Source organism: Conexibacter stalactiti, from assembly GCF_033542075.1.
Taxonomy (GTDB): Bacteria; Actinomycetota; Thermoleophilia; order Solirubrobacterales; family Solirubrobacteraceae; genus Conexibacter; species Conexibacter stalactiti.
In genome coordinates this window covers 1-18,126 of sequence record NZ_JAWSTH010000121.1, presented here as the reverse complement: position 1 = coordinate 18,126, position 18,126 = coordinate 1, and the positions used below count along the sequence as shown (strand labels likewise).

Here is an 18,126-nt window from a genome sequence, read left to right as displayed (position 1 = left end):
CGGGTGCCGGCGCGAGCGCTGCCGGCGGCGGCGCGGCTCACGCCGTCCACCAGCTCGGCGCGGGCGCGCACGAGCGCGACGTGCTCGGGCGCGCGGGCGCCGGCCGCGATCGCGGCGATCGTGTCGGCGATCAGCTCGCCGCCGAGCGCGAGCGTCTCGGCCGGCAGCTCGCCGGCGCCCGGCGCGACCACCGTCGCGACCAGCTCGTCGAGCGTCGCGTGCGCGAGCGCCGTCATCCGCGTTCCTCGGGCAGCGCCCGCACGAGCGCGCCGCGCGGCGCGCCGACCGGCTCGCCGTCGCGCATCGCCAGCTCGCCGCGGATGACCGAGGCGACCGCCGCTCCGTGGCCGCTGAAACCGTCGAAGATCGACGTCGGATGCAGCGTGTGGAGCTTCGTCTGCTCGATCGTCCACGGCCGCGCCGGGTCGACGAGCGTGAAGTCGGCGTCGTTGCCGACGCGCACGCGCCCCTTGCGATGGTCGACGCGGAAGGTCGCCGCGGTCTGCTCCGACAGCAGCCGCGCGACCTGCTCGGGGCGCAGCCGCCCGCGGTGCATCGCGTCGAGCACGAGCGGCACGAGCGTCTCGACGCCGTGGATGCCGGCCGGCTGCTCGGCGAGCGGCTTCGCCTTCTCCGCCGGCGCGTGCGGGGCGTGGTCGGAGGCGATCGTGCCGAGCGTGCCGTCGGCGAGCCCGTCCCACAGCGCCGCCTGGTCGTCGGCCGTGCGGATCGGCGGATAGACCTTCATCGCCGGCCCGACGCGCTCGACGTCGGCGTCGGTCAGCACGAGGTAGTGGGCGCAGGCCTCGGCGGTGATCTTCGCGCCGGCCGCCTGCAGCGCCGCGATCGCCGCGACCGTGCGGCGCGCGGAGACGTGCACGACGTGGAAGCGGCAGCCGCTGTCGAGCGAGAACTCGCCGGCGGCGGTGACGGCAGCGACCTCGGCGATCGCCGGCCGCGCCGTCAGCAGGTCGGCGTAGGAGACGATCCCGTGCGGCAGCGTCGCCTCCGCGGCGGCGAGCACGCCGCGCTCCTCGCAGTGGGCGGAGAAGAGCCCGCCGGCGGCGGCGACGCGCTGCACGATGGCGTAGACGCCGCCGACCTTGGGCGGCTGGATCACCTCGTCGGGCGAGGCGTCGGCGTAGGTGTAGACGAGCCGCTTGGTCGCGCGGTCGAGCGCGTAGCCCCAGAACAGCTTGATCCCGACGGCGCCGGCTTCGACGATCCCGCCGAGGTCGTCGAGGTTCTCCTCGCCGAGCGCCTGGCCCCACAGCCCGAAGTCGACCGAGGCGACCGCGCCGTGCTCGCGGGCGCGCCGCTCGAACAGCGCCGCGTCGGTCACCGGCGGGACCGCGTTGGGCATCTCGAAGATCGTCGTCAGCCCGCCCGCGAGCGCGCCCGCGGTCGAGTTCGCGAACGTCTCCTTCTCGGTGATCCCAGGATCGCGCGAGTGGACGTGCGGATCGATGAAGCCTGGGAAGACCAGCAGCCCGGAGGCGTCGAGCCGCTCGTCGGCGGCGACCGCCTGGCCGGGCTCCAGCAGCGCGGCGATGCGGCCGTCCTCGCAGAGCAGGTCGGCCGGCGCGGCGCCGGCCCCGGTGACGAGCGTCCCGCCCGTGATGTGCAAACGCATGCGTCGCCCTCCTTAGCGCCGCGGCAGCGGCAGCGTGCGCCGTCCGCTCCGGATCTGGACCGTCTTGCTCTCGGTGTACTCGCGCAGGCCCTCGAAGCCCGCCTCGCGGCCGACACCGCTCGCCTTCGTCCCGCCGAACGCGAGCGCGGGGTTGCCGTCGATCACGGTGTTGACCCAGACCGTCCCCGAGCGCAGCTCGTCGGCGATCCGGTTGACCGTGTCGACGCTCTCGCTCCAGACCGAGCTGGAGAGCCCGTAGCTGGTCGCGTTCGCGAGCTGCGCCGCCTCCTCCAGCGTCGCGAAGGTCGTGACGGCGAGGACCGGGCCGAAGATCTCCTCGGCGAAGATCCGCTGCGCCGGTGCGACGCCGCCGAAGATCGTCGGCGCGACGAAGGCGCCGTCGGCCAGCGCCGCGTCGTCGGGGCGTTCGCCGCCGCACAGCAGCGTCGCGCCCTGCTCGCGACCGGAGGCGATGAACGACTCGACGCGGTCGCGGTGGCGCTGATGGATCAGCGGCCCGACGTCGGTGCGCGGGTCGCGCGGGTCGCCGACGACGAGCGAGCGCGCGCGGTCGACGACGGTGCCGATGAACTCGTCGGCGATCGCGTGCTCGACGAGCAGGCGCGAGCCGGCGACGCAGCACTCGCCCTGGTTGAAGAAGGCGCCGAAGACGGCGGCGTCGGCGGCCGCCTCGAAGTCGGCGTCGGCGAAGACGACGTTGGCCGCCTTGCCGCCCAGCTCCAGCCCGACGCGCTTGAGCCCGCGCCCGGCCTCCGCCGCGACGGCACGGCCGGTCGCGGTCGACCCGGTGAACGAGATCACGTCGACGCCGGGGTGCGCGACGAGCGCCGCGCCGGTGCTCGGACCGAGGCCGGTGACGACGTTGACGACGCCGTCGGGGATCCCCGCCTCGGCCGCCAGCCGCGCGATCTCCAGCGCGCTGCTGGAGGTGAACTCCGACGGCTTCACGACGGCGGTGCAGCCGGCCGCGAGCGCGTACGGCAGCTTCTGCAGCAGCGTCCCGGCGGGGAAGTTCCACGGCACGATCAGCGCGGCGACGCCGAGCGGCACCTGCGTCGCGTAGGCGACGAAGCCGCGTTCCAGCTGCGTCCACGAGTCGCCGTGATCGGTGTGCGCCAGCGACGCCGCGTACTCGACGTGGCCGATCGCGCCGGCGATGTCGCCCTCGGCGAGCCGCAGCGGCTTGCCGACCTCCTCGGAGTCGAGCGCGGCGAGCAGGTCGCGCGCGCCGTCGATCAACGCCGCGAAGCGCCGCAGCACGCGCGCCCGCTCGGCGCCCGGCAGGCGCGACCAGCGGCCGTCGTCGAAGGCGCGTCGCGCCGCCGTGACGGCGCGGTCGACGTCGTGCTCGCTCGCGTGCGCGTACTCGGCGACGAGCCGGCCGCTGGCGGGGTCGTGGCGTTGCAGGCGCTCGGCGTCGGAGGCGAGCGCGCCGCCGTCGACGAAGTGGTCGTAGGTGCGCAGCTGCGGTGTCGTGGTGCTCATGCGGGAACCTCGCGATAGATCGGGCCGCGCTCGATCACGGGATCGAGCAGGCCGTCGTCGACCACGTCGTTGATGTCGAACGGGTTGACGGGCTTGGGCTGCTGGCCGGGGTAGGAGAGGGCGCCGCCGACCGCCGGGTGCATCATGTAGCCGCCGATCGCGACGAGCGCGAACAGCTCGACCGCGGGACGGTCGGCGCGCAGCCGCCGCTCCGCCTCGGCCGGGTCGCCGAGCGCGGCCAGCGGCTCCAGCAGCGCGATCAGCGGCGCCTCCAGATCAGGCCGCGCGACCAGGACGGCGTCGAGCAGCCTGCCGCCGACGTCGGCGTCGCGCGCTGAGGGCATGCCGAGGCCGCCGGGGATCATCGACGTCGCGAGCGCGGTCAGCAGCTCGCGCAGCTGCGGCGTCAGCGCGCTCATGCCGGCACCGGCTGACGGTTGCGGTCGCGCACGAGCGCGTCGGCGCAGCGCAGCGCGTTGGCGGCGACGGTCGCGGTCGGGTTGACGCCGGCCGAGGTCGGGAAGACGCTCGCGTCGTAGACGAACAGGTTCGGCACGTCGTGCGCGCGCCCGTCTCGGTCGACGACCGAGCTGGCCGGGTCCTCGCCCATGCAGGCGGTGCCCATCAGGTGCCAGCCGGAGTCCCTGATCCCGGACGACAGCTTCTTCTCCTTCGCGCCCATCACGTCGAGCACCTCGGAGAGGCGGTCGAGGTGGAAGGCCATCATCCGCTCCGAGTTCTCCGACGTTCTGTAGTGCAGCGCGGCGCCCGGCATGCCGCCGGGCCCGGAGGCGCCGCCGAGCGTGACGCGGTTGCTGGGATCGGGCAGGTCCTCGCAGATCACGCTCCAGATCAGCGAGCGGCCGAGCCGTGCGCGCAGCTGCTCGTGGAACTCGGCGCCCCACACCAGCTCGTCGCCCCACAGCCCCGGCAGCACCATCGACAGCGGCGCGCCGCTCGGCATCAGGTTCCACTTCGCGCCGCGCACGAAGCCGCGCGCGCGGTCGGTCTCGTAGAACTGCAGCGAGTGCAGGTACTGGCCCATCGGCCCGCGCCAGCTCTCCAGGTCCTCGTCGAAGATCCCGATCGCGTTGGCGAACGGGTGCATCATCAGCCGCCGCCCGACGAGGCCGGAGGAGTTGGCGAGGCCGGAGGCGAGCAGCAGCCGCGGCGTGCCGACGCCGTTGGCGCAGACGACGACCGTCGAGGCGGCCTGGGCGTGCTCGCGGCCGTCGCGGTCGATCCACTCGACGCCGTCGGCGAGGCCGGCCGCGTCGGTCGTGATCCGCAGCACGCTGGCGCCCGTGACCAGCTCGACGCCGCCGGCGACGAGGTCGGGCCAGTGGGTGCGGTCGGGCGAGGCCTTTGCGCCGGTCGGGCAGCCGAACGGGCAGGCGGCGCGCTGGACACAGGCGTGCAGGCGGCCGTAGTCGGTCGTCGCGATCGCGTTGCTCGCCGGCCACCAGTGCCAGCCGAGCTGGTTGAGCGCCTTCGCCCCCATCCGCCCGACGACATTGAGCGGGACCGGCGGCATCGGCGGCCCCTCGCCCTCCGGCAGGCAGGTGTCGCCGTCGAGGCCGGAGACGGCGAACTGCTTCTCGACCTCGACGTAGTACGGCTCCATCTCGGCGTAGCTGACGGGCCAGTCGTCGGCGACGCCGTCGAGCGTGCGGACGCGGAAGTCCGACGGCAGGAAGCGCTCCCAGTGCGCGGCGTAGCTGACCGCGCTGCCGCCGACGCCGTTGTACATCAGCGCGGTCACGTCGCTGTCGGAGCAGTCGACGGCGTAGTCGCCGCCGTTGGCGCGCACGTTCGGGTCCCAGTTCCACTCCTTGCGCGCGATCAGCTCGAAGTCGGGGAAGCCGGCGCGGGCGCGGCCGTAGTCGGGCCAGTCGCCCTGCTCCAGCACGAGCACGGACATGCCGGCCTCGTGGAAGCGCTTGGCGGCGACGGCGCCGGAGGGGCCGGCGCCGACGATCAGCACGTCGGGGCGCTCAGCGGGCATCGGCGCCTCCCTCCGCGACCGCGACGCCGCCGCGGCGGCGCAGCAGCCGCCCGAGCAGCGAGCCCTGCGCGAGCGCGCCGAGCATCAGCGCCAGCAGGATGATCGCGCCGTAGATCGCGTTGACCCAGAACGACGGCACGTCGGAGATCAGCAGGATGTTCTGGATCACGCCGAGCAGCACGACGCCGGTGACGGCGCCGATCATCCGGCCGCGCCCGCCGTTGAGGTCGATGCCGCCGATCACAGCCGCGGCGAAGACGGTGAACATGATGTCCGAGCCCTGGCTGGCGGTCACCGACGCGATCCGCGAGGTCATCAGCAGTCCGGCGAGCGCGGCGAGCATGCCGCTGGCGACGAACAGGCCCCAGGTCAGCCGCTCGATCCGCACGCCGGCCGCTCTGGCGGCGTCGGCGTTGCCGCCCATCGCGTAGATCTGACGGCCCGTGACGGTGTAGCGCATGAACAGACCGCCGGCGAGGAAGACGAGGCCGGCGACCCACACCTCGGCCGGGATCCCGAGGTAGGAGGCGGTCCCGAGGTAGGTGAAGACCTCCGGCAGGCTCGTCAGCGTCTCGCCGCCGGAGACGCCGAGCGTGACGCCCTGCAGCAGGATCAGCATCGCGAGCGTGACGATGAAGGAGTTCAGTCTCAGCTTCGCGACCAGCAGGCCGTTGATCGCGCCGATCGCGCCGCCGATCGCGAACATCGCCACCAGCCCGACCGCGGGCGGCAGGCCGATGCCGGCGCCGCCGGCGGCCTCCGGCACGACGAGCCAGATCGAGACCATCGGCGCGAAGGCGACGAGCGACTGCGCCGAGAGGTCGAAGTGGCCGCCGATGATGATCATCGACGCGGCCGCCGTCAGCACCGCGAGCACGGCGGAGGCGGCGAGCACGTTGGAGAGGATGTTGTCGGTCGTGAGGAACGCGCTGTCGAGCGAGCTGCCGACGATCAGCGCGATCACGATCACGGGCAGCAGCGCCAGCTCGCGCAATGCCCCGAGCCTGACGCTCGGCCGCCGTCGTGGACGTGGTTCGAGGCGTGCCGCGGTCGCGGCCGACGCCTCGGTCGTGGTGTCGGTCACAGCTCTGCTCCTTGCATCGCGGACACGAGGTCCGCCTCGGTCCAGCCTGAGGTCAGTTCGGTGTGGATGCGGCCCTTGAACATCACGACGATGCGGTCGCACAGGACGAAGTCGTCGGGGTCCTCGGAGGCGACGAGCACGCCCGCGCCGCGGTCGAGCACCTCGCCGAGCGTCGTCACGATCGACCCCTTCGCCGAGACGTCGACGCCGGCCGTCGGGTTGACGAGCACGAGCAGGTCGGGGCCGGTCGCGAGCGCCCGCGCCATCACGCACTTCTGCTGGTTGCCGCCGCTCAGCTGCGAGATCTCCTGGCGCGGCGAGGCGGCGACGATCCGCCATTGGCGCGCCAGCTCGCCGAAGACGCGATCGCGCTCGCCGCGCCGGCTGACGCCCGGCAGCACGCCGAGCAGCCGGCGCGCGAGCCGCGGCGCGACGGTCATCGTCGCGTTCTCGCTGACGTCGAGCTGCGGCACGAGGCCGTCGACGTGGCGGTCCTCGGGCACGAAGCCGATACCGGCGTCCAGCGCCGCGGGGACGCTTCCCTGCGCGACCGCGCGACCGCGCACGGTCACCTCGCCGGCCCGCGGCAGCAGCCCCGCGAGCGAGCGCGCGAAGTCGGCCTTGCCGGAGCCCTCGAGCCCCGCGATGCCGAGGCACTCGCCGGCGCGCAGCTCGAACGAGACCGGGCCGACGCGCTCGCCGACGCGCACGTCGCGGACGCTCAGCAGCCGCTCGCCGGACGCGTCGCCGGCACGGGCGCGCGCGGCCGCGGCGGCCGGCGGCTCGTCGCCGACCATCGCCGTCACGAGCGCGTCCATCGGCAGCTCCGCGAGCGGGCTGGTGAGGACGTGGCGCGCGTCGCGCAGGACCGTCGCCGAGTCGCAGACGCGATAGATCTCGTCGAGGTGGTGCGAGATGTAGACGATCGTCACGCCACGCGCGCGCAGCTCGTCGAGCACGGCGAAGAGCCGCTCGGCGTCGGTGTGGTCGAGGCCGGCGGTCGGCTCGTCGAGGATCAGGACGGCCGGCTCGACGACGAGCGCGCGGCAGATCTCGACGACCTTGCGCTGGATCGGCTCCAGCCGCTCGACGGGCCGGTCGGCGAGTCCGCCGATCCCCCACGCGTCGAGGTGCTCGCGTGCCGTCCGCGCCAGCGCCGACCAGTCGATCGGGCCGCCGGCGCGGCGCGGGTAGTGCTGCAGCAGCACGTTCTCGGCCGCCGTCAGCGCCGGGATCAGGCTGGAGCGCTGGAAGACGCAGCCGATCCGCGGATCCTGTCCGCGCAGCTCGTCGCCGGCGACGCGCAGCTCGCCCTCGTCGGCGGTGTCGAGGCCCGTCAGCAGCGAGACGAGCGTCGACTTGCCGGCGCCGTTGCGGCCGAGCAGCGCGCGCGCCTCGCCGCGCGGGATCGAGAAGCTGACGTCGACGAGCGCGCACGTGGAGCCGAAGCGCTTGCTGACGCCCGCGACCTCGATCGCCGGCGGGCCCTGCGGATCCGGGGCCGCGCCCGGATCCGCCGTCGTGGTCGAGATGCCGGACATCGGGCGGCCTATCTCTCGGCGGCCTGGTTGCCCCACAACTCGGGGTCGTCGACCTCTCTTCTCGTCACCACCGGGGTCGGCAGGATGTCGGAGAGGTTGCCGTTCTCCTCGATGATGCGGGAGTCGTGGTCGGTCGGCCCGACTCTGAACTCCTCGCCGTCGATCGCCGCCTTGACGTAGTGCGCGGCCCATCTGGCGTAGCCGCCGAGCGGCTGCGAGACGAGCGCGTCGACGTAGCCTCTGCGGACCTGCTCGAGGCCGAACGGCGTCCCGTCGATCGTGACGAGCGGGATGTGCCCGTCGCTGCCGACCGGCTGCAGGCGGCCGAGCCGCTCGAGCACCTTCAGCACGCCGGGCAGCATCGCCGCGTCGCTGGCGAGGAAGACGGCGTTGACGTCTCTGTCGGTGCTGAGCACGGTCTGCGCCGCGGTCGTCGCCTTCTCCTGCAGCCAGTCGGTCGGCTTGGAGACGACGGCGATGCCGGGGAACTGCTCCTTCATGCAGTCGTTGAAGCCCTTCGTGCGCTCCTGGCCGCCGATGCCGTCGAGCGCGCCCTGCAGCTCCAGCACCTTGCCCCTGCCGTCGAGTGCGGCGCCGATGCTCTCGCACGCCTGTCTGCCCATCAGCTCGTTGTCGCCGCGCACGACCATCGCGACCTTGCCCGACGACGGGCCCTGGTCGATCGCCACGACCGGCACGCCCTTCGCCTCGGCGCGGTCGAGCGCCGGCTTGATCGCGCCGCTGTCGAGCACGATCATCTCGATCCCGTCGACGCCCTGACCGAGCATCGTCGTGACGTCGGTGATCTGCTTGGCGGGATCGTTGTTGGCGTCGGTCGGGGACTGGATGTCCAGCCCGGCCGCGTCGCCGCCGAGCTTCACCTGTCTGGCGAGGACGACGCGGTAGGCGTCACCCAGCGAGGTCGTCGAGTACCCGACCTTCGGCGTGTCGCCGCCCGATCCGCCACCGCTGCCGCCGTCGTCGCTGCTGCTGCCGCACGCCCCCAGCGCGATCGCGACGCCGACGCTCGCGACGACGGCCAGGCCGCCGCGCCAGCTGCTCGTTCTCACCACTTCAGTCCACCTCCGGGCGTGGTGAATCCACGCCGTTGTCACCGTGACTCACCCTCGGCGAGTCTGTTAACGGGGGTCTCTCCTCACCCCTGTGCTGCCGGGGTGCGAGCACTGTATACCGCTGGATACAAAGCTGTCAAGAACTTTGTGTTCAACCGCATACCACGGTATACAGTGTCACGGTGAAGCACGCCCGCGCACATGCCCGCGCAGACGCGGGCGTGCTCGCGGCACGTTCCGGATACCCAGGAGGCTCGACGAATGCACGTGTGGGAGACGACGGTCGCCGACTGCTGCGCCATCGCGTGGCGGGAGGCGCCGGCGCCCGTGCGGGCGCGCGCCGCGCTGCTGCTCGCCGACACCGTCGGCGCGATGGTCGCGGGCGCGCGTGAGCCGCGGTACGCCGCGCTCGAACGAGCGCTGGCGGAACAGCACGGGCGCGCGGACGGCGCGGCGCTGTTGCGGAGCGCCGCGCGTGCCGCCGCGCCCGCCACGGCGGCCTCCGCCACGGCGACCGCCACCGCGTCCGCCGCAACCCTCGCCGACGCGCCGCGCGTCGACGCCGAAGCGGCCGCCTTCGCCTACGGCACCGCGGCCACCTGGCTGGAGCTCGACGAGGCGGCCGCCGCCGGCGTCCACGCGGCGGCGCACGTGCTCGCAGCGGTGCTGGCCGTCGCCCAGGCGCGCCGGCTGCCTGGCGCGCGCCTGCTCGACGGCTTCCTCGCCGGCTACGAGACGACCGCCGCGCTGGCCGAGCTGCTGCCGGCCGTCTACCCGCTTCACCCTCACGCCGGCCTGGCCGGGGTCGGTGCGGCCGCCGGCGTCGCCGTCGCGCTCGGCCGCGACCCGCTGCCGGCCGCCCGCATCGCCGGTTCGCTGCCGGTCGCGACGACCTGGGACGCCTGCTTCGAGGGCGCCACCGCGCGCCATGCCTTCGCCGGCGCGGCGGCGGCCGCGGCGGTGCGCGCGACGACGCTCGCCGAGGCCGGCATGAACGGCTCGGCCGGTGCCGTCGAGACGCTGTTCGGAACGCTGCTCGGCGGCGAGCGCGCCGGCCACCGCCCGGCCCCGGCGCGGCTGCCGCGCCCGCGCCTGCTCGGCAGCACCGTCAAGCAGCATGCCGCCTGCCTCACCTGCCACACGGCGATCGAGGCGGCGCTGGCGCTCGTGCCGCAACTGCCGCGCGGCGGCGCTGCCCAGATCGAGGCGGTGCGCGTCGCGACCGTGCCCGAGGTCGCCGACAAGGTCGACCGCCAGGCGCGGGCGAACGAGCTTTCGACGAAGTTCTCACTCCAGTACGCCGTCGCCGCTGCCCTGTCTCACGGCCGCTCGGACCCGCCCGCGTTCGTCCACGACGCGGCCGTCGCGCGGCTCGCCGGGCGCGTCACCGTCGAGGTCGACCCCGCGCTGCCGACCGGCGCCCACGCGATGCCCGCCCGCGTCGTCGTGCGACTGCGCGACGGCAGCGAGCGGACGCACGAGGTCCTGGAGATCCCCGGCAGCGCCGCGCGCCCGGTCGCGGTGCCGGCGATCCGCGCGAAGTTCCGCGCGGCCGGCGGCAGCGCCGCGCTGTACGAGCGCCTGCTCGCGCTCGACGACCTCGCTGACGCGCACGACCTGCTGCGCGCGGACATCGGCGCAGCCCCCGCGCCCGAGGCCGCCGCTCCTGACGCCACCACGCCGGCAGCGGCCCCCTCGCCCGACGCCGGCGCCCCTGCCGGCGACCCCTCCACCGCGGCCGAGCGTGCGCTGCTGCTGGAGGCCGTGCGCGCCGCGAGCGACAACGCCGCCGCCGGCCAGCGGCCGTTCGCCGCGCTCGTCGTGCGCGACGGCACCGTGATCGGCCGCGGCGCCAACAGCGCGCTGCGCGACGGCGACCCGGCCGCGCACGCGGAGGTCAACGCGATCCGCGCCGCCTGCGCCGCGATCGGCAGCGAGGACCTGGCCGGCGCGACGCTCGTGACGAGCGCCGAACCGTGCCCGATGTGCCACGCGCTGTCGGTCCTCGTCGGCATCCGGCGGATCGCCTACGCGGCGCCCAGAGAAGCCTCCGCACGGGTCGGCTTCACGCTCTCGCCGGCAGCCGCGACGCAGCAGCGGGCGCTGCGCGCGACCGGCGTCGACGTCGTCGCGCACGTTCCGACGCCCGGCGCCGAGGCGCCGTACGCGCGACCGATCAGGCCGCGGAGCGGCGGCCGCTGAGCAGCCGACCTATCCGCGACAGGCCGATGCCTGCACGGCGACCGGTCCGCTGAGCAGCCCTCCGAGCGAGGGGCGAGGACGCGGGTCCGGATCCGGCACGACGTAGCCGCTGCGCTCGGTGTAGCTCCACCTCGCACCGTGGCGGGCGATCTGCTCGACCGCGCTGAGCAGGCGGTCGACGTCCTCCGCGCTGGTGCCGACGCCGATGCTGGCGCGGACAGCGTGCCGGCAGCCGTCGTCGCGGGCGGCGAAGTGCTCCATCAGCGGGTGCGCGCAGAAGGAGCCGTCACGCACGCCGATGCCGTGCTCGGCTGAGAGCGCCGCCGCGAGCAGCGCGGGATCGACGTCGGCGACGTTGAAGCTCACGACGCCGACGCGGTCGTGGCCGCGCTCCCAAAGCTCGTGGGTGCGCACGCCGGCGATCGCATCGAGGCCGGTGAGCAGCCGCTCGAGCAGCTCCTGCTCGTGGGTCTGGATGCGCTCCCAGCCGGTCTCGCCCAGCGCGCCGACCGCGGCGGCGATCGCGACCGCGCCGAGCGCCGCCGGGGTGCCGGCCTCGTGGCGGGCCGAACCGGTCGTCCATTCGACGCCGTCCGCGGTGACGGCGCGCACCGCGCCGCCGCCCGCGAGGTACGGGCGCGCCACGTCGAGCCAGTCCGCGCGTCCGACGAGGACGCCGGCACCGTACGGCGCGTAGACCTTGTGGCCGGAGAAGGCGACGTAGTCGACCTCCCAGGCGGCGATGTCGATCGGGCGGTGAGCCGCCAGCTGGGCCGCGTCGAGCGCGACCCGCGCTCCGTGGCGGTGCGCGACACGGGCGATCTCCTCGATCGGCCAGACCTCGCCCGTCACGTTCGAGGCGCCCGTCACCGAGACGAGCGCGTTGCGTCCGCCGAGCGCGCGCAGCTCTGCCTCGAGCGCCTCGAGCGCGTCGGCGGGGCTCGCCGGAACCGGCAGGTGGCGCACGTCGCCGCGCCGCCACGGCAGCAGGTTCGCGTGGTGCTCGCCGACGAACGTCAGCACCGTCGTGTCTGCCGGCAGCGCCGCCGCCAGCAGGTTGAGCGCGTCGGTCGTGTTGCGCGTGAAGACGACCAGGTCGTCCTCGCGCGCTCCGACGAACTCGCGCGTGATCTCTCGCGCGCGCGTGTACGCCTCGGTGCTGACGAGCGAAGCGAAGCCCGCACCGCGATGCACGCTGCCGTAGTACGGCAGCAGCTCCGCCACGATGTCGGCGACCTGCCTCAGCGCCGGAGCACTCGCAGCGACGTCGAAGTTCGCGTAGCGGACCCATTCGCCCCCGACGAGCGGCACGTCGAGGTCGCCGCCGACGAGCGCCAGCAGGCGCTCGTCGGCATGTGCATGCATCTGCGGTGCGGGCATGTACTACTTGACCTTGATCGAGGCCCCGGTGGTCTTGGCGGCCGCGTAGCGCGCGTCACCCGACCACGTGATCGTGACCTTCCAGGTGCCGCGTGCCAGCTTCGGCACCTTCAGCGTCACCGTGCCGCGCGACAGTCTGCCGCTGATCGTCTTGGTGAGCTTGCCCTTCTTGAGCGTGAGCTTGATTCTGCCGGTGGCCTTCGCGCCGCCCTTCGGCGAGGTGATCGTCACCTTGTAGGTGCCGCCCTTCTTGCGCGTCGGGGCCTTCGCGACGCCGCCCGCGAGCTTTCTGGCCTTGACTCTTCTGACGATCGGCTTCGTGTCGACCGGCGGTCTCACGACCGGCGGAACGACGACCGGCGGCACCACGACCGGCGGCACGACGACCGGCGGGTCCTCTCTTCTCGGATCCTCTCTCTGAGTGTCCGGGACGTACGTCGGCAGCTCGGCGAAGAAGACCTCCGCCGCGCGGACGGCCTTCTGACCGAAGGCGACTCGGCTCCAGGTGTCGGTGACGGTGGTCTTACGGTCCTGCGCGATGCTCCAGGCGCCCACGACCGTCGTCAGGGCTCTGACGAGCGAGTCGTCTCTCGGGGTGGCCTCGTACGCGGCGATGAACGCTGTCCGCGCCGCGGCGAGGTTGGCCGGCGCCGCCCCGCCAAGGGTCGCCAGTGCGTCCGACAGTGCCGCCGGGCTGATGTCGACAGCGTCGACAGCGGTGCTGCCGTCGACGTCCACGGAGGAGGGTCTGCCGCCGCTGGCGGCGATGTACTCCACCTCTGCCTTGTCGCCGTCGACGAGGTACTCCGCGTCGTCGGTGTCGATCGCCGAGTTCGGGATCACCGTCGCCACGTCGGTCTGCCACGAGAACGTCGCCAAGTGGCCGTTGATTCTCGACCAGACCGGTGCGTTGGCCGGGAGCGACACGTTCGAGAGGCCGAGCTGACCGGCCTGCGGATTGACGTACCACCAGTTCGACATGAACTCTCTGTACGTGGACGTCCCGGTGCTGGAGATCCACTGCCGCGTGACGCCGCCATGCGGGCCGTCGGCGACGCTGCCCTTGTAGCCGATCAGGTAGGGCACCTGGAGCTTCTTCGTCGTGACCAGCTGGTTGGTCGTTCTGCCCTCGCGGTAGTACGTCACCGGGTTGCCTGCCCCGTACTCCGTGACCGCGTTGCCGAGGTAGTGGTCGAACAGCTCGCCGTAGATGAAGCTGGCGTTGGCGTTCGTCACCCCGCCGCCCACGGCGGTGTTGCGCGACTGGAGCGGGTTCGCCGAGCTCGTTGCTCCGCCGCCGACCGTCGCGCCGTCGAGCACGGTGTCGAAGTTGAAGACACGGACGTCGTTCTGCTGCGCGTACTTGTTGATCGCGGGGAGGACCGGCCGGGTGTTGGTGCACCACGTGCCGCCGAAGAAGACGATCGTCTCCTTGCCCACGGTCTTGTCGTGCTCCAGCAGGTGGACGAGCTCCGGGTATGTGACCTGCTCGATCCGCCAGTCGTCGGCGTCGTCGGCGTCGGTGAGGACGGGGACGTCGACGCCCTGATAAGTGTTTCTGGACGCGAGTCTCTGCCGCGCGTTCGCGGCCGACTTCCACCAGGCGAACTGGTCGGACGCGGCGAGGTTGCCGGCGCCCACGGTGTTGATCGCAGTCGTGACGTCGGCGCGCGCCCCGGCCGAGTCGGCCTTGTCGGTCAGGTCGACCCAGGAGGCGATCTTCGACGCCTGACCGCCCGTGGTCCGGTCCTTGTTGTAGACGAAGAAGTAGCTCTCCGTGACGTCCGCGGGCTGGTCGATCGCCGAGTAGTCGTAGAGCGCGCCGCCGTTGCTGTTGCCGACCTCCGTGCTCTGGCCGGCGGTGGCGCCGGCGTCGTTGACGGTGGTCGTTCTCGTCGCGGTGGTGATCTTCGTCGTGTCGGCGCTGACGACGCCGCCGTTGCTGGTGACGGTCGAGGTCACGCCGTTGCCGAGGTGTCTAGCGACGAGGTGGCGCCACGCGTCGCCATACGTCGTCTGCGATCTATCGGGCAGCGACGTGATGCCGGCGGGGTTGCGGATGTCGAGGTTCGGCTGCGTGACGTTGCCGACCTTGGCGTTGCCCGAGAGGTTCGGGTTGAACCAGTAGACCCGCTGGACGTTGGCGGCGTCAGCGGCCGCCTCGACGTCCCGCGCGCGGGCCGCGAAGCTGCCGTCGGTGGCCGGGTCGCCGATCAGGACGGGGTAGTTGCCCGACTGCTGCAGCAGCCAATGCAGGTGGTCGTACGTGACCGACTCGATCGCCGGGTCGGTCTCGCTGCTCGGCAGGCCGAGCACGTCCTGCAGGTAGAGCGCGGAGGTGTATCTGGTGGTGTCCGCGGTGCGCAGCGGCGCCGCGCTCGCGTTCGTCGCGGCGACCGCGAGGGGAGCGATCGCTGCCAGCACGGCAGCCGATCGCGTCCAGCGTCTGGAGAGCTTCACTGGCTTTCTCTCGTCTCTTGGTGTGTGGTGGGTGGGAGCCGGGGACTTCGCGGGGACGAGGTCAGGCGGTGGTCAGGTGGGCGTGCCGGCTCCGCGCCGGCCGAGGATCGAGCGCTTGCCGAAGCCGAGCAGGAAGGCGAGGCCCGCCAGGCCGGCGAGCGCCGCCAGGATCACCGCGCCGGCCGCGCGCGTGTCGCCGACGTCCGCGGGCGAGCTCGCCAGCTCGTAGTCGGCCGCCGCCTCCGGGTTCTGGGTCCCGGAGCCGTCAGCGGAGGCGGGCGTCGGCGTCTCGCCGCCGGCGGTCGACGCGGCCGCTCCGGCAGCGGCGCCCGCCCCGGCGCCGTCGTTGCCGCCGCCGTCATTGCCGGCGCCGCCCGCGGGCGCACCGGTCGCGGCGTCGTCGTTGGAGTCGGCGCCCTTCGCCGTCGAAGCGCCCGAGCTGGCGTTGCCCGCGGCTGCCGGGCTCGAGGTGCCCGTCGTCGTGGTCTGCGAGGAGCTGCCGCCGGTCGTCGTTCTCGTCGTCTTCGTGCCGGAACCGGAGGTCTTGGTGCCCGATCTCGAAGAGGTCTTCGTGCCGGAGCCCGAGGTCTTCGTGCCCGATCTCGACGTCGTCTTCGTGCCGGTTCTCGAGCTCGTCTTCGTGCCGGAGCCCGAGGTCTTCGTGCCCGATCTGGACGAGGTCTTCGTACCGGTGTTCGTCGGGGTGGGGCTCGACGGCGTCGGGCTTGACGGCGTCGGGCTCGACGGCGTGGGACTCGACGGCGTCGGGCTCGACGGCGTGGGACTCGACGGCGTGGGGCTCGACGGTGTCGGATCCGACGTTCTCGGCGTCTCCGTGCCGGGGGTTCTCGACCCGGGGTTCTGCTGATCGAGCCAGGTTCTGTACGAGCTGATCCGATCCCACTCGGTCCAGTCGGCCTTGGAGATCAGGTTGCCGTCGTCGTCGTAGTACTTGATCTTGTTCTGCGCGAAGTCGTACTGAATGTTGGGGATCGGCGTGCAGGCGACGTCGTCGTACCCGGGCAGCGTGTCCTCCCCGTCGTGGTACTCCTGGCCGCCGATCGTGACCGTGATCGGAGCGGGGTTGTTGGCCGGGTTCGTGACCGCGGCATGCGCGGCGGGTGCCGCCCCGAAGAGGGCGACGCTCAGCACGGCGCCGCCGAGGGGAACGCCGGCCGCGCGCGTCCAGCGGTTGGAAGGCTTCACTGTCCGTTTCTCCTGTCGATTCCGTTCTGGGAAGTTCCGTGCGCGGGGGCGGCCAGCTCCTCCGTCCCCCAGTAGACCCGCGGGTGGTGCTGCGCCGGGCTGGGCGGCGGCTGCCACGTCGGATCGGGCGCGCCCTCGTACGGGACCGAGCGCGGCCAGGTCAAGGCGGGGGCCGGCTGCTGGTGCGGGGTCCCGGGCGGCGGCGGCCCGGGAGGTTGCTGCCACCCCGCGGCCGGGAGCGCGGCGTAGGCCCCGGCGTAGGCGCCGACGGGGATGCGGTTGCGCACCGCCTCGGCCTCCTCCACCGTCTCCGACTCCGCCAGCTCGTCGTCGTCGACGAACTGCGTGCGGCCGGCGAAGATGTCGTCGTCGAGCAGCCCCGTCTGCCGCGCCACGACCGTGGCGCTCACGGCCGCGGCGGTGACGTTGTTCATCGTCCGCGCCATGTCGGCGATGATCGAGATCGGGATCGTCGCTGCTACGAACTCGAGCGGCAGTCTCGCCGCCGACAGCACGGTGGCGGCCGCGACGGTCGCCGCGCCCGGCACGCCGGCCGTGCCAACCGAGACGATCACGGCCAGCAGCGCAAGCACGACGTAGTCGCCGGCCGAGTAGGAGAGGCCGTAGGCGTTGATGCCCCAGACAGCCACCATGATCGGCCAGATGCCGGCGCAGCCGGGCATGCCGATCGTGGTGCCGAGCGGCGCGGTGAAGTGCGCGATCTCCGAGTGGACGCCGACCTCGCGGGTCAGCCGCGCCGTCGTCACCGGCAGCGTGCCGACGCTGCTCTGGGTGCTGAACGCGGTCAGCTGGGCCGGGAAGATCTTGCGGAAGAACGCGATCGGCGAGACGTTCGCGAACGCCGTCAGGATCGCCCCGTTGATGACGAAGGCATGCACGAAGCAGGCGATCCAGACGAGCACCAGCAGCCCGACGAGCGACTTGAAGCTCTCGCCGAGGTTCGTGCTGCTGCCGACCATGTCGGCCGTCAGCGCGACGACCGCGTACGGCGTGAGCCGGATGACGTAGCCGACGGCCTTGAAGATGACGAGCTTGAGCGCCTCGGCGCCGTCGCGGAAGGCGCGGACCTGCGCGAACTCCTTCTCGGCGATCGCGAGGTAGGCGACCGACACCGTGACCGCGATCAGGATGATCGGGATCACCTGGTTGGCGCTGAAGCTCTGTATGACGTTCGTCGGGAAGAAGCCGACGAGCACCTCGCTGAAGTCCTGCACCTGGCCTTGGATCGCGTCGGTCGAGAGCCCGCCGAGCTGGTAGCTGACGTCCTTGCCCGGTTGGAACGTCAGCGCCAGGCCGAGCGCGAGCGCGACGCCGAGGGCGTTGCTCAGCAGCAGCCAGAAGACCGAGCGCAGGCCGATGCTGCGCAGCTTCGCGATGCTGCCGAGCCCCGTGATCGCCGAGATGATCGCGACCAGGATCAGCGGCGCGACCGTCGCAAGCAGGAGGTTGATGTAGATCTGGCCGATCGGCTGGATCGTCTCGACGTGCGCTCTGGCGACGATGCCGATCGGGATACCGACCGCGAGCGCCAGCAGCGCGATGAGGCTGAAGTTGAGGCGACGCTTGCGCAGGTACCAGATGACGACCCAGCTCAGCGCTACCGCGCCGAGTGTCGCCAATCCTGGACCGTCGAGATTCATGATGCCGTCGTCCTCCGTCGTGCCTGTTCGATGCTGTTCGAAGCTTCGGGGTCGGTTAAACTACACCAAACTGATCGGGTTTGTCAGGTCTAGTGCGAAAGTGTCACACTCCGTCTCCTGCCTCGCCGGCTCCCGACCGGCGCGGAGCTGAATTTCTTGACGCCCGACTCACGAGTGATGCCATGAGCCAGACCCCGTCCTGTCGCACCTGCGGCGCCTCGCTGGCGCCCGACCAGCGCTACTGCCTCAGCTGCGGAACGCGCGTGGCGGCGCCGCGGCTCGACTTCCTGGCCGAGGCCGAGCGGGCGGAGGCGGCGGGGCGGCCGGATGGCGCGGCCGGGGCCGCCGGCGCCGGCGCGCCGGGCGGCGTCGCGG

At 72.9% G+C, this 18,126-nt stretch carries 13 protein-coding genes and 1 pseudogene; 2 read left to right on the top strand and 12 right to left on the bottom strand.

Going from position 1 to position 18,126, the window contains the following annotated elements; translation table 11 throughout:
• The 8 genes from R7226_RS27575 to R7226_RS27540 form a co-directional block, all read right to left on the bottom strand.
• Positions 1-236: hypothetical protein (locus R7226_RS27575; protein ID WP_318600612.1), on the bottom strand; the 236-nt coding region annotated here is incomplete at its 3' end.
• Positions 233-1,633, bottom strand: coding sequence for a dihydroorotase (locus R7226_RS27570; RefSeq protein WP_318600611.1), 1,401 nt, complete (start codon positions 1,631-1,633; stop codon positions 233-235). The genes R7226_RS27575 and R7226_RS27570, both read right to left, overlap by 4 nt.
• A gap of 12 nt (positions 1,634-1,645) precedes the next feature.
• Positions 1,646-3,139 carry an aldehyde dehydrogenase family protein gene (locus R7226_RS27565; protein ID WP_318600610.1) on the bottom strand — a complete coding sequence of 498 codons (1,494 nt, stop codon included), beginning with the start codon at positions 3,137-3,139 and terminating at the stop codon, positions 1,646-1,648.
• Complete coding sequence (locus tag R7226_RS27560) at positions 3,136-3,558, bottom strand: hypothetical protein (RefSeq protein WP_318600609.1); 423 nt, start codon at positions 3,556-3,558, stop codon at positions 3,136-3,138. Before R7226_RS27560 ends, R7226_RS27565 begins: the two co-directional genes overlap by 4 nt.
• The gene (locus R7226_RS27555; RefSeq protein ID WP_318600608.1) at positions 3,555-5,144 is read right to left on the bottom strand and encodes a GMC family oxidoreductase; all 1,590 of its coding nucleotides are present in this window, start codon (positions 5,142-5,144) and stop codon (positions 3,555-3,557) included. The genes R7226_RS27560 and R7226_RS27555 overlap by 4 nt, the downstream gene beginning before the upstream one ends.
• Positions 5,134-6,228: an ABC transporter permease gene (locus tag R7226_RS27550; protein ID WP_318600607.1), complete on the bottom strand. Its 1,095-nt coding sequence runs from the start codon at positions 6,226-6,228 to the stop codon at positions 5,134-5,136. The genes R7226_RS27555 and R7226_RS27550 overlap by 11 nt, the downstream gene beginning before the upstream one ends.
• Positions 6,225-7,769, bottom strand: coding sequence for a sugar ABC transporter ATP-binding protein (locus R7226_RS27545; RefSeq protein ID WP_318600606.1), 1,545 nt, complete (start codon positions 7,767-7,769; stop codon positions 6,225-6,227). Before R7226_RS27545 ends, R7226_RS27550 begins: the two co-directional genes overlap by 4 nt.
• An 8-nt stretch (positions 7,770-7,777) precedes the next feature.
• Entirely contained in the window at positions 7,778-8,839 is a 1,062-nt protein-coding gene (locus R7226_RS27540; protein WP_318600605.1) for a sugar ABC transporter substrate-binding protein, read from the bottom strand.
• Between the two features lie 264 nt (positions 8,840-9,103).
• Here R7226_RS27540 and R7226_RS27535 point away from each other — a divergent pair, with 264 nt between their 5' ends.
• A complete protein-coding gene (locus R7226_RS27535) occupies positions 9,104-11,044 on the top strand; it encodes an MmgE/PrpD family protein (protein WP_318600604.1) in 1,941 nt (646 codons plus the stop codon).
• A gap of 9 nt (positions 11,045-11,053) precedes the next feature.
• Here the strand turns inward: R7226_RS27535 and R7226_RS27530 are convergent, their stop codons facing one another.
• From R7226_RS27530 to R7226_RS27515, 4 genes are all read right to left on the bottom strand, one after another.
• Positions 11,054-12,424, bottom strand: coding sequence for an aminotransferase class V-fold PLP-dependent enzyme (locus R7226_RS27530; RefSeq protein WP_318600603.1), 1,371 nt, complete (start codon positions 12,422-12,424; stop codon positions 11,054-11,056).
• A 3-nt stretch (positions 12,425-12,427) separates the two neighbouring features.
• Positions 12,428-14,884: an Ig-like domain repeat protein gene (locus R7226_RS27525; RefSeq protein WP_318600602.1), complete on the bottom strand. Its 2,457-nt coding sequence runs from the start codon at positions 14,882-14,884 to the stop codon at positions 12,428-12,430.
• A 72-nt stretch (positions 14,885-14,956) separates the two neighbouring features.
• Entirely contained in the window at positions 14,957-16,090 is a 1,134-nt protein-coding gene (locus R7226_RS27520) for a hypothetical protein (RefSeq protein WP_318600601.1), read from the bottom strand.
• Positions 16,087-17,751 (bottom strand): dicarboxylate/amino acid:cation symporter, encoded by a 1,665-nt coding sequence (locus R7226_RS27515; RefSeq protein ID WP_318600600.1) that lies wholly within the window; start codon positions 17,749-17,751, stop codon positions 16,087-16,089. The genes R7226_RS27520 and R7226_RS27515 overlap by 4 nt, the downstream gene beginning before the upstream one ends.
• Positions 17,752-17,933: 182 nt before the next feature.
• Here R7226_RS27515 and R7226_RS27510 point away from each other — a divergent pair.
• A pseudogene (locus R7226_RS27510) lies at positions 17,934-18,126 on the top strand (hypothetical protein); the annotation flags it as partial.

Coding starts and splice junctions, on each gene's coding strand:
- R7226_RS27560 (WP_318600609.1), bottom strand. CDS start 3,558: ATGAGCGCGCTGACGCCGCAGCTGCGCGAGCTGCTGACCGCGCTCGCG.
- R7226_RS27515 (WP_318600600.1), bottom strand. CDS start 17,751: ATGAATCTCGACGGTCCAGGATTGGCGACACTCGGCGCGGTAGCGCTG.
- R7226_RS27555 (WP_318600608.1), bottom strand. CDS start 5,144: ATGCCCGCTGAGCGCCCCGACGTGCTGATCGTCGGCGCCGGCCCCTCC.
- R7226_RS27530 (WP_318600603.1), bottom strand. CDS start 12,424: ATGCCCGCACCGCAGATGCATGCACATGCCGACGAGCGCCTGCTGGCG.
- R7226_RS27565 (WP_318600610.1), bottom strand. CDS start 3,139: ATGAGCACCACGACACCGCAGCTGCGCACCTACGACCACTTCGTCGAC.
- R7226_RS27545 (WP_318600606.1), bottom strand. CDS start 7,769: ATGTCCGGCATCTCGACCACGACGGCGGATCCGGGCGCGGCCCCGGAT.
- R7226_RS27535 (WP_318600604.1), top strand. CDS start 9,104: ATGCACGTGTGGGAGACGACGGTCGCCGACTGCTGCGCCATCGCGTGG.
- R7226_RS27570 (WP_318600611.1), bottom strand. CDS start 1,633: ATGCGTTTGCACATCACGGGCGGGACGCTCGTCACCGGGGCCGGCGCC.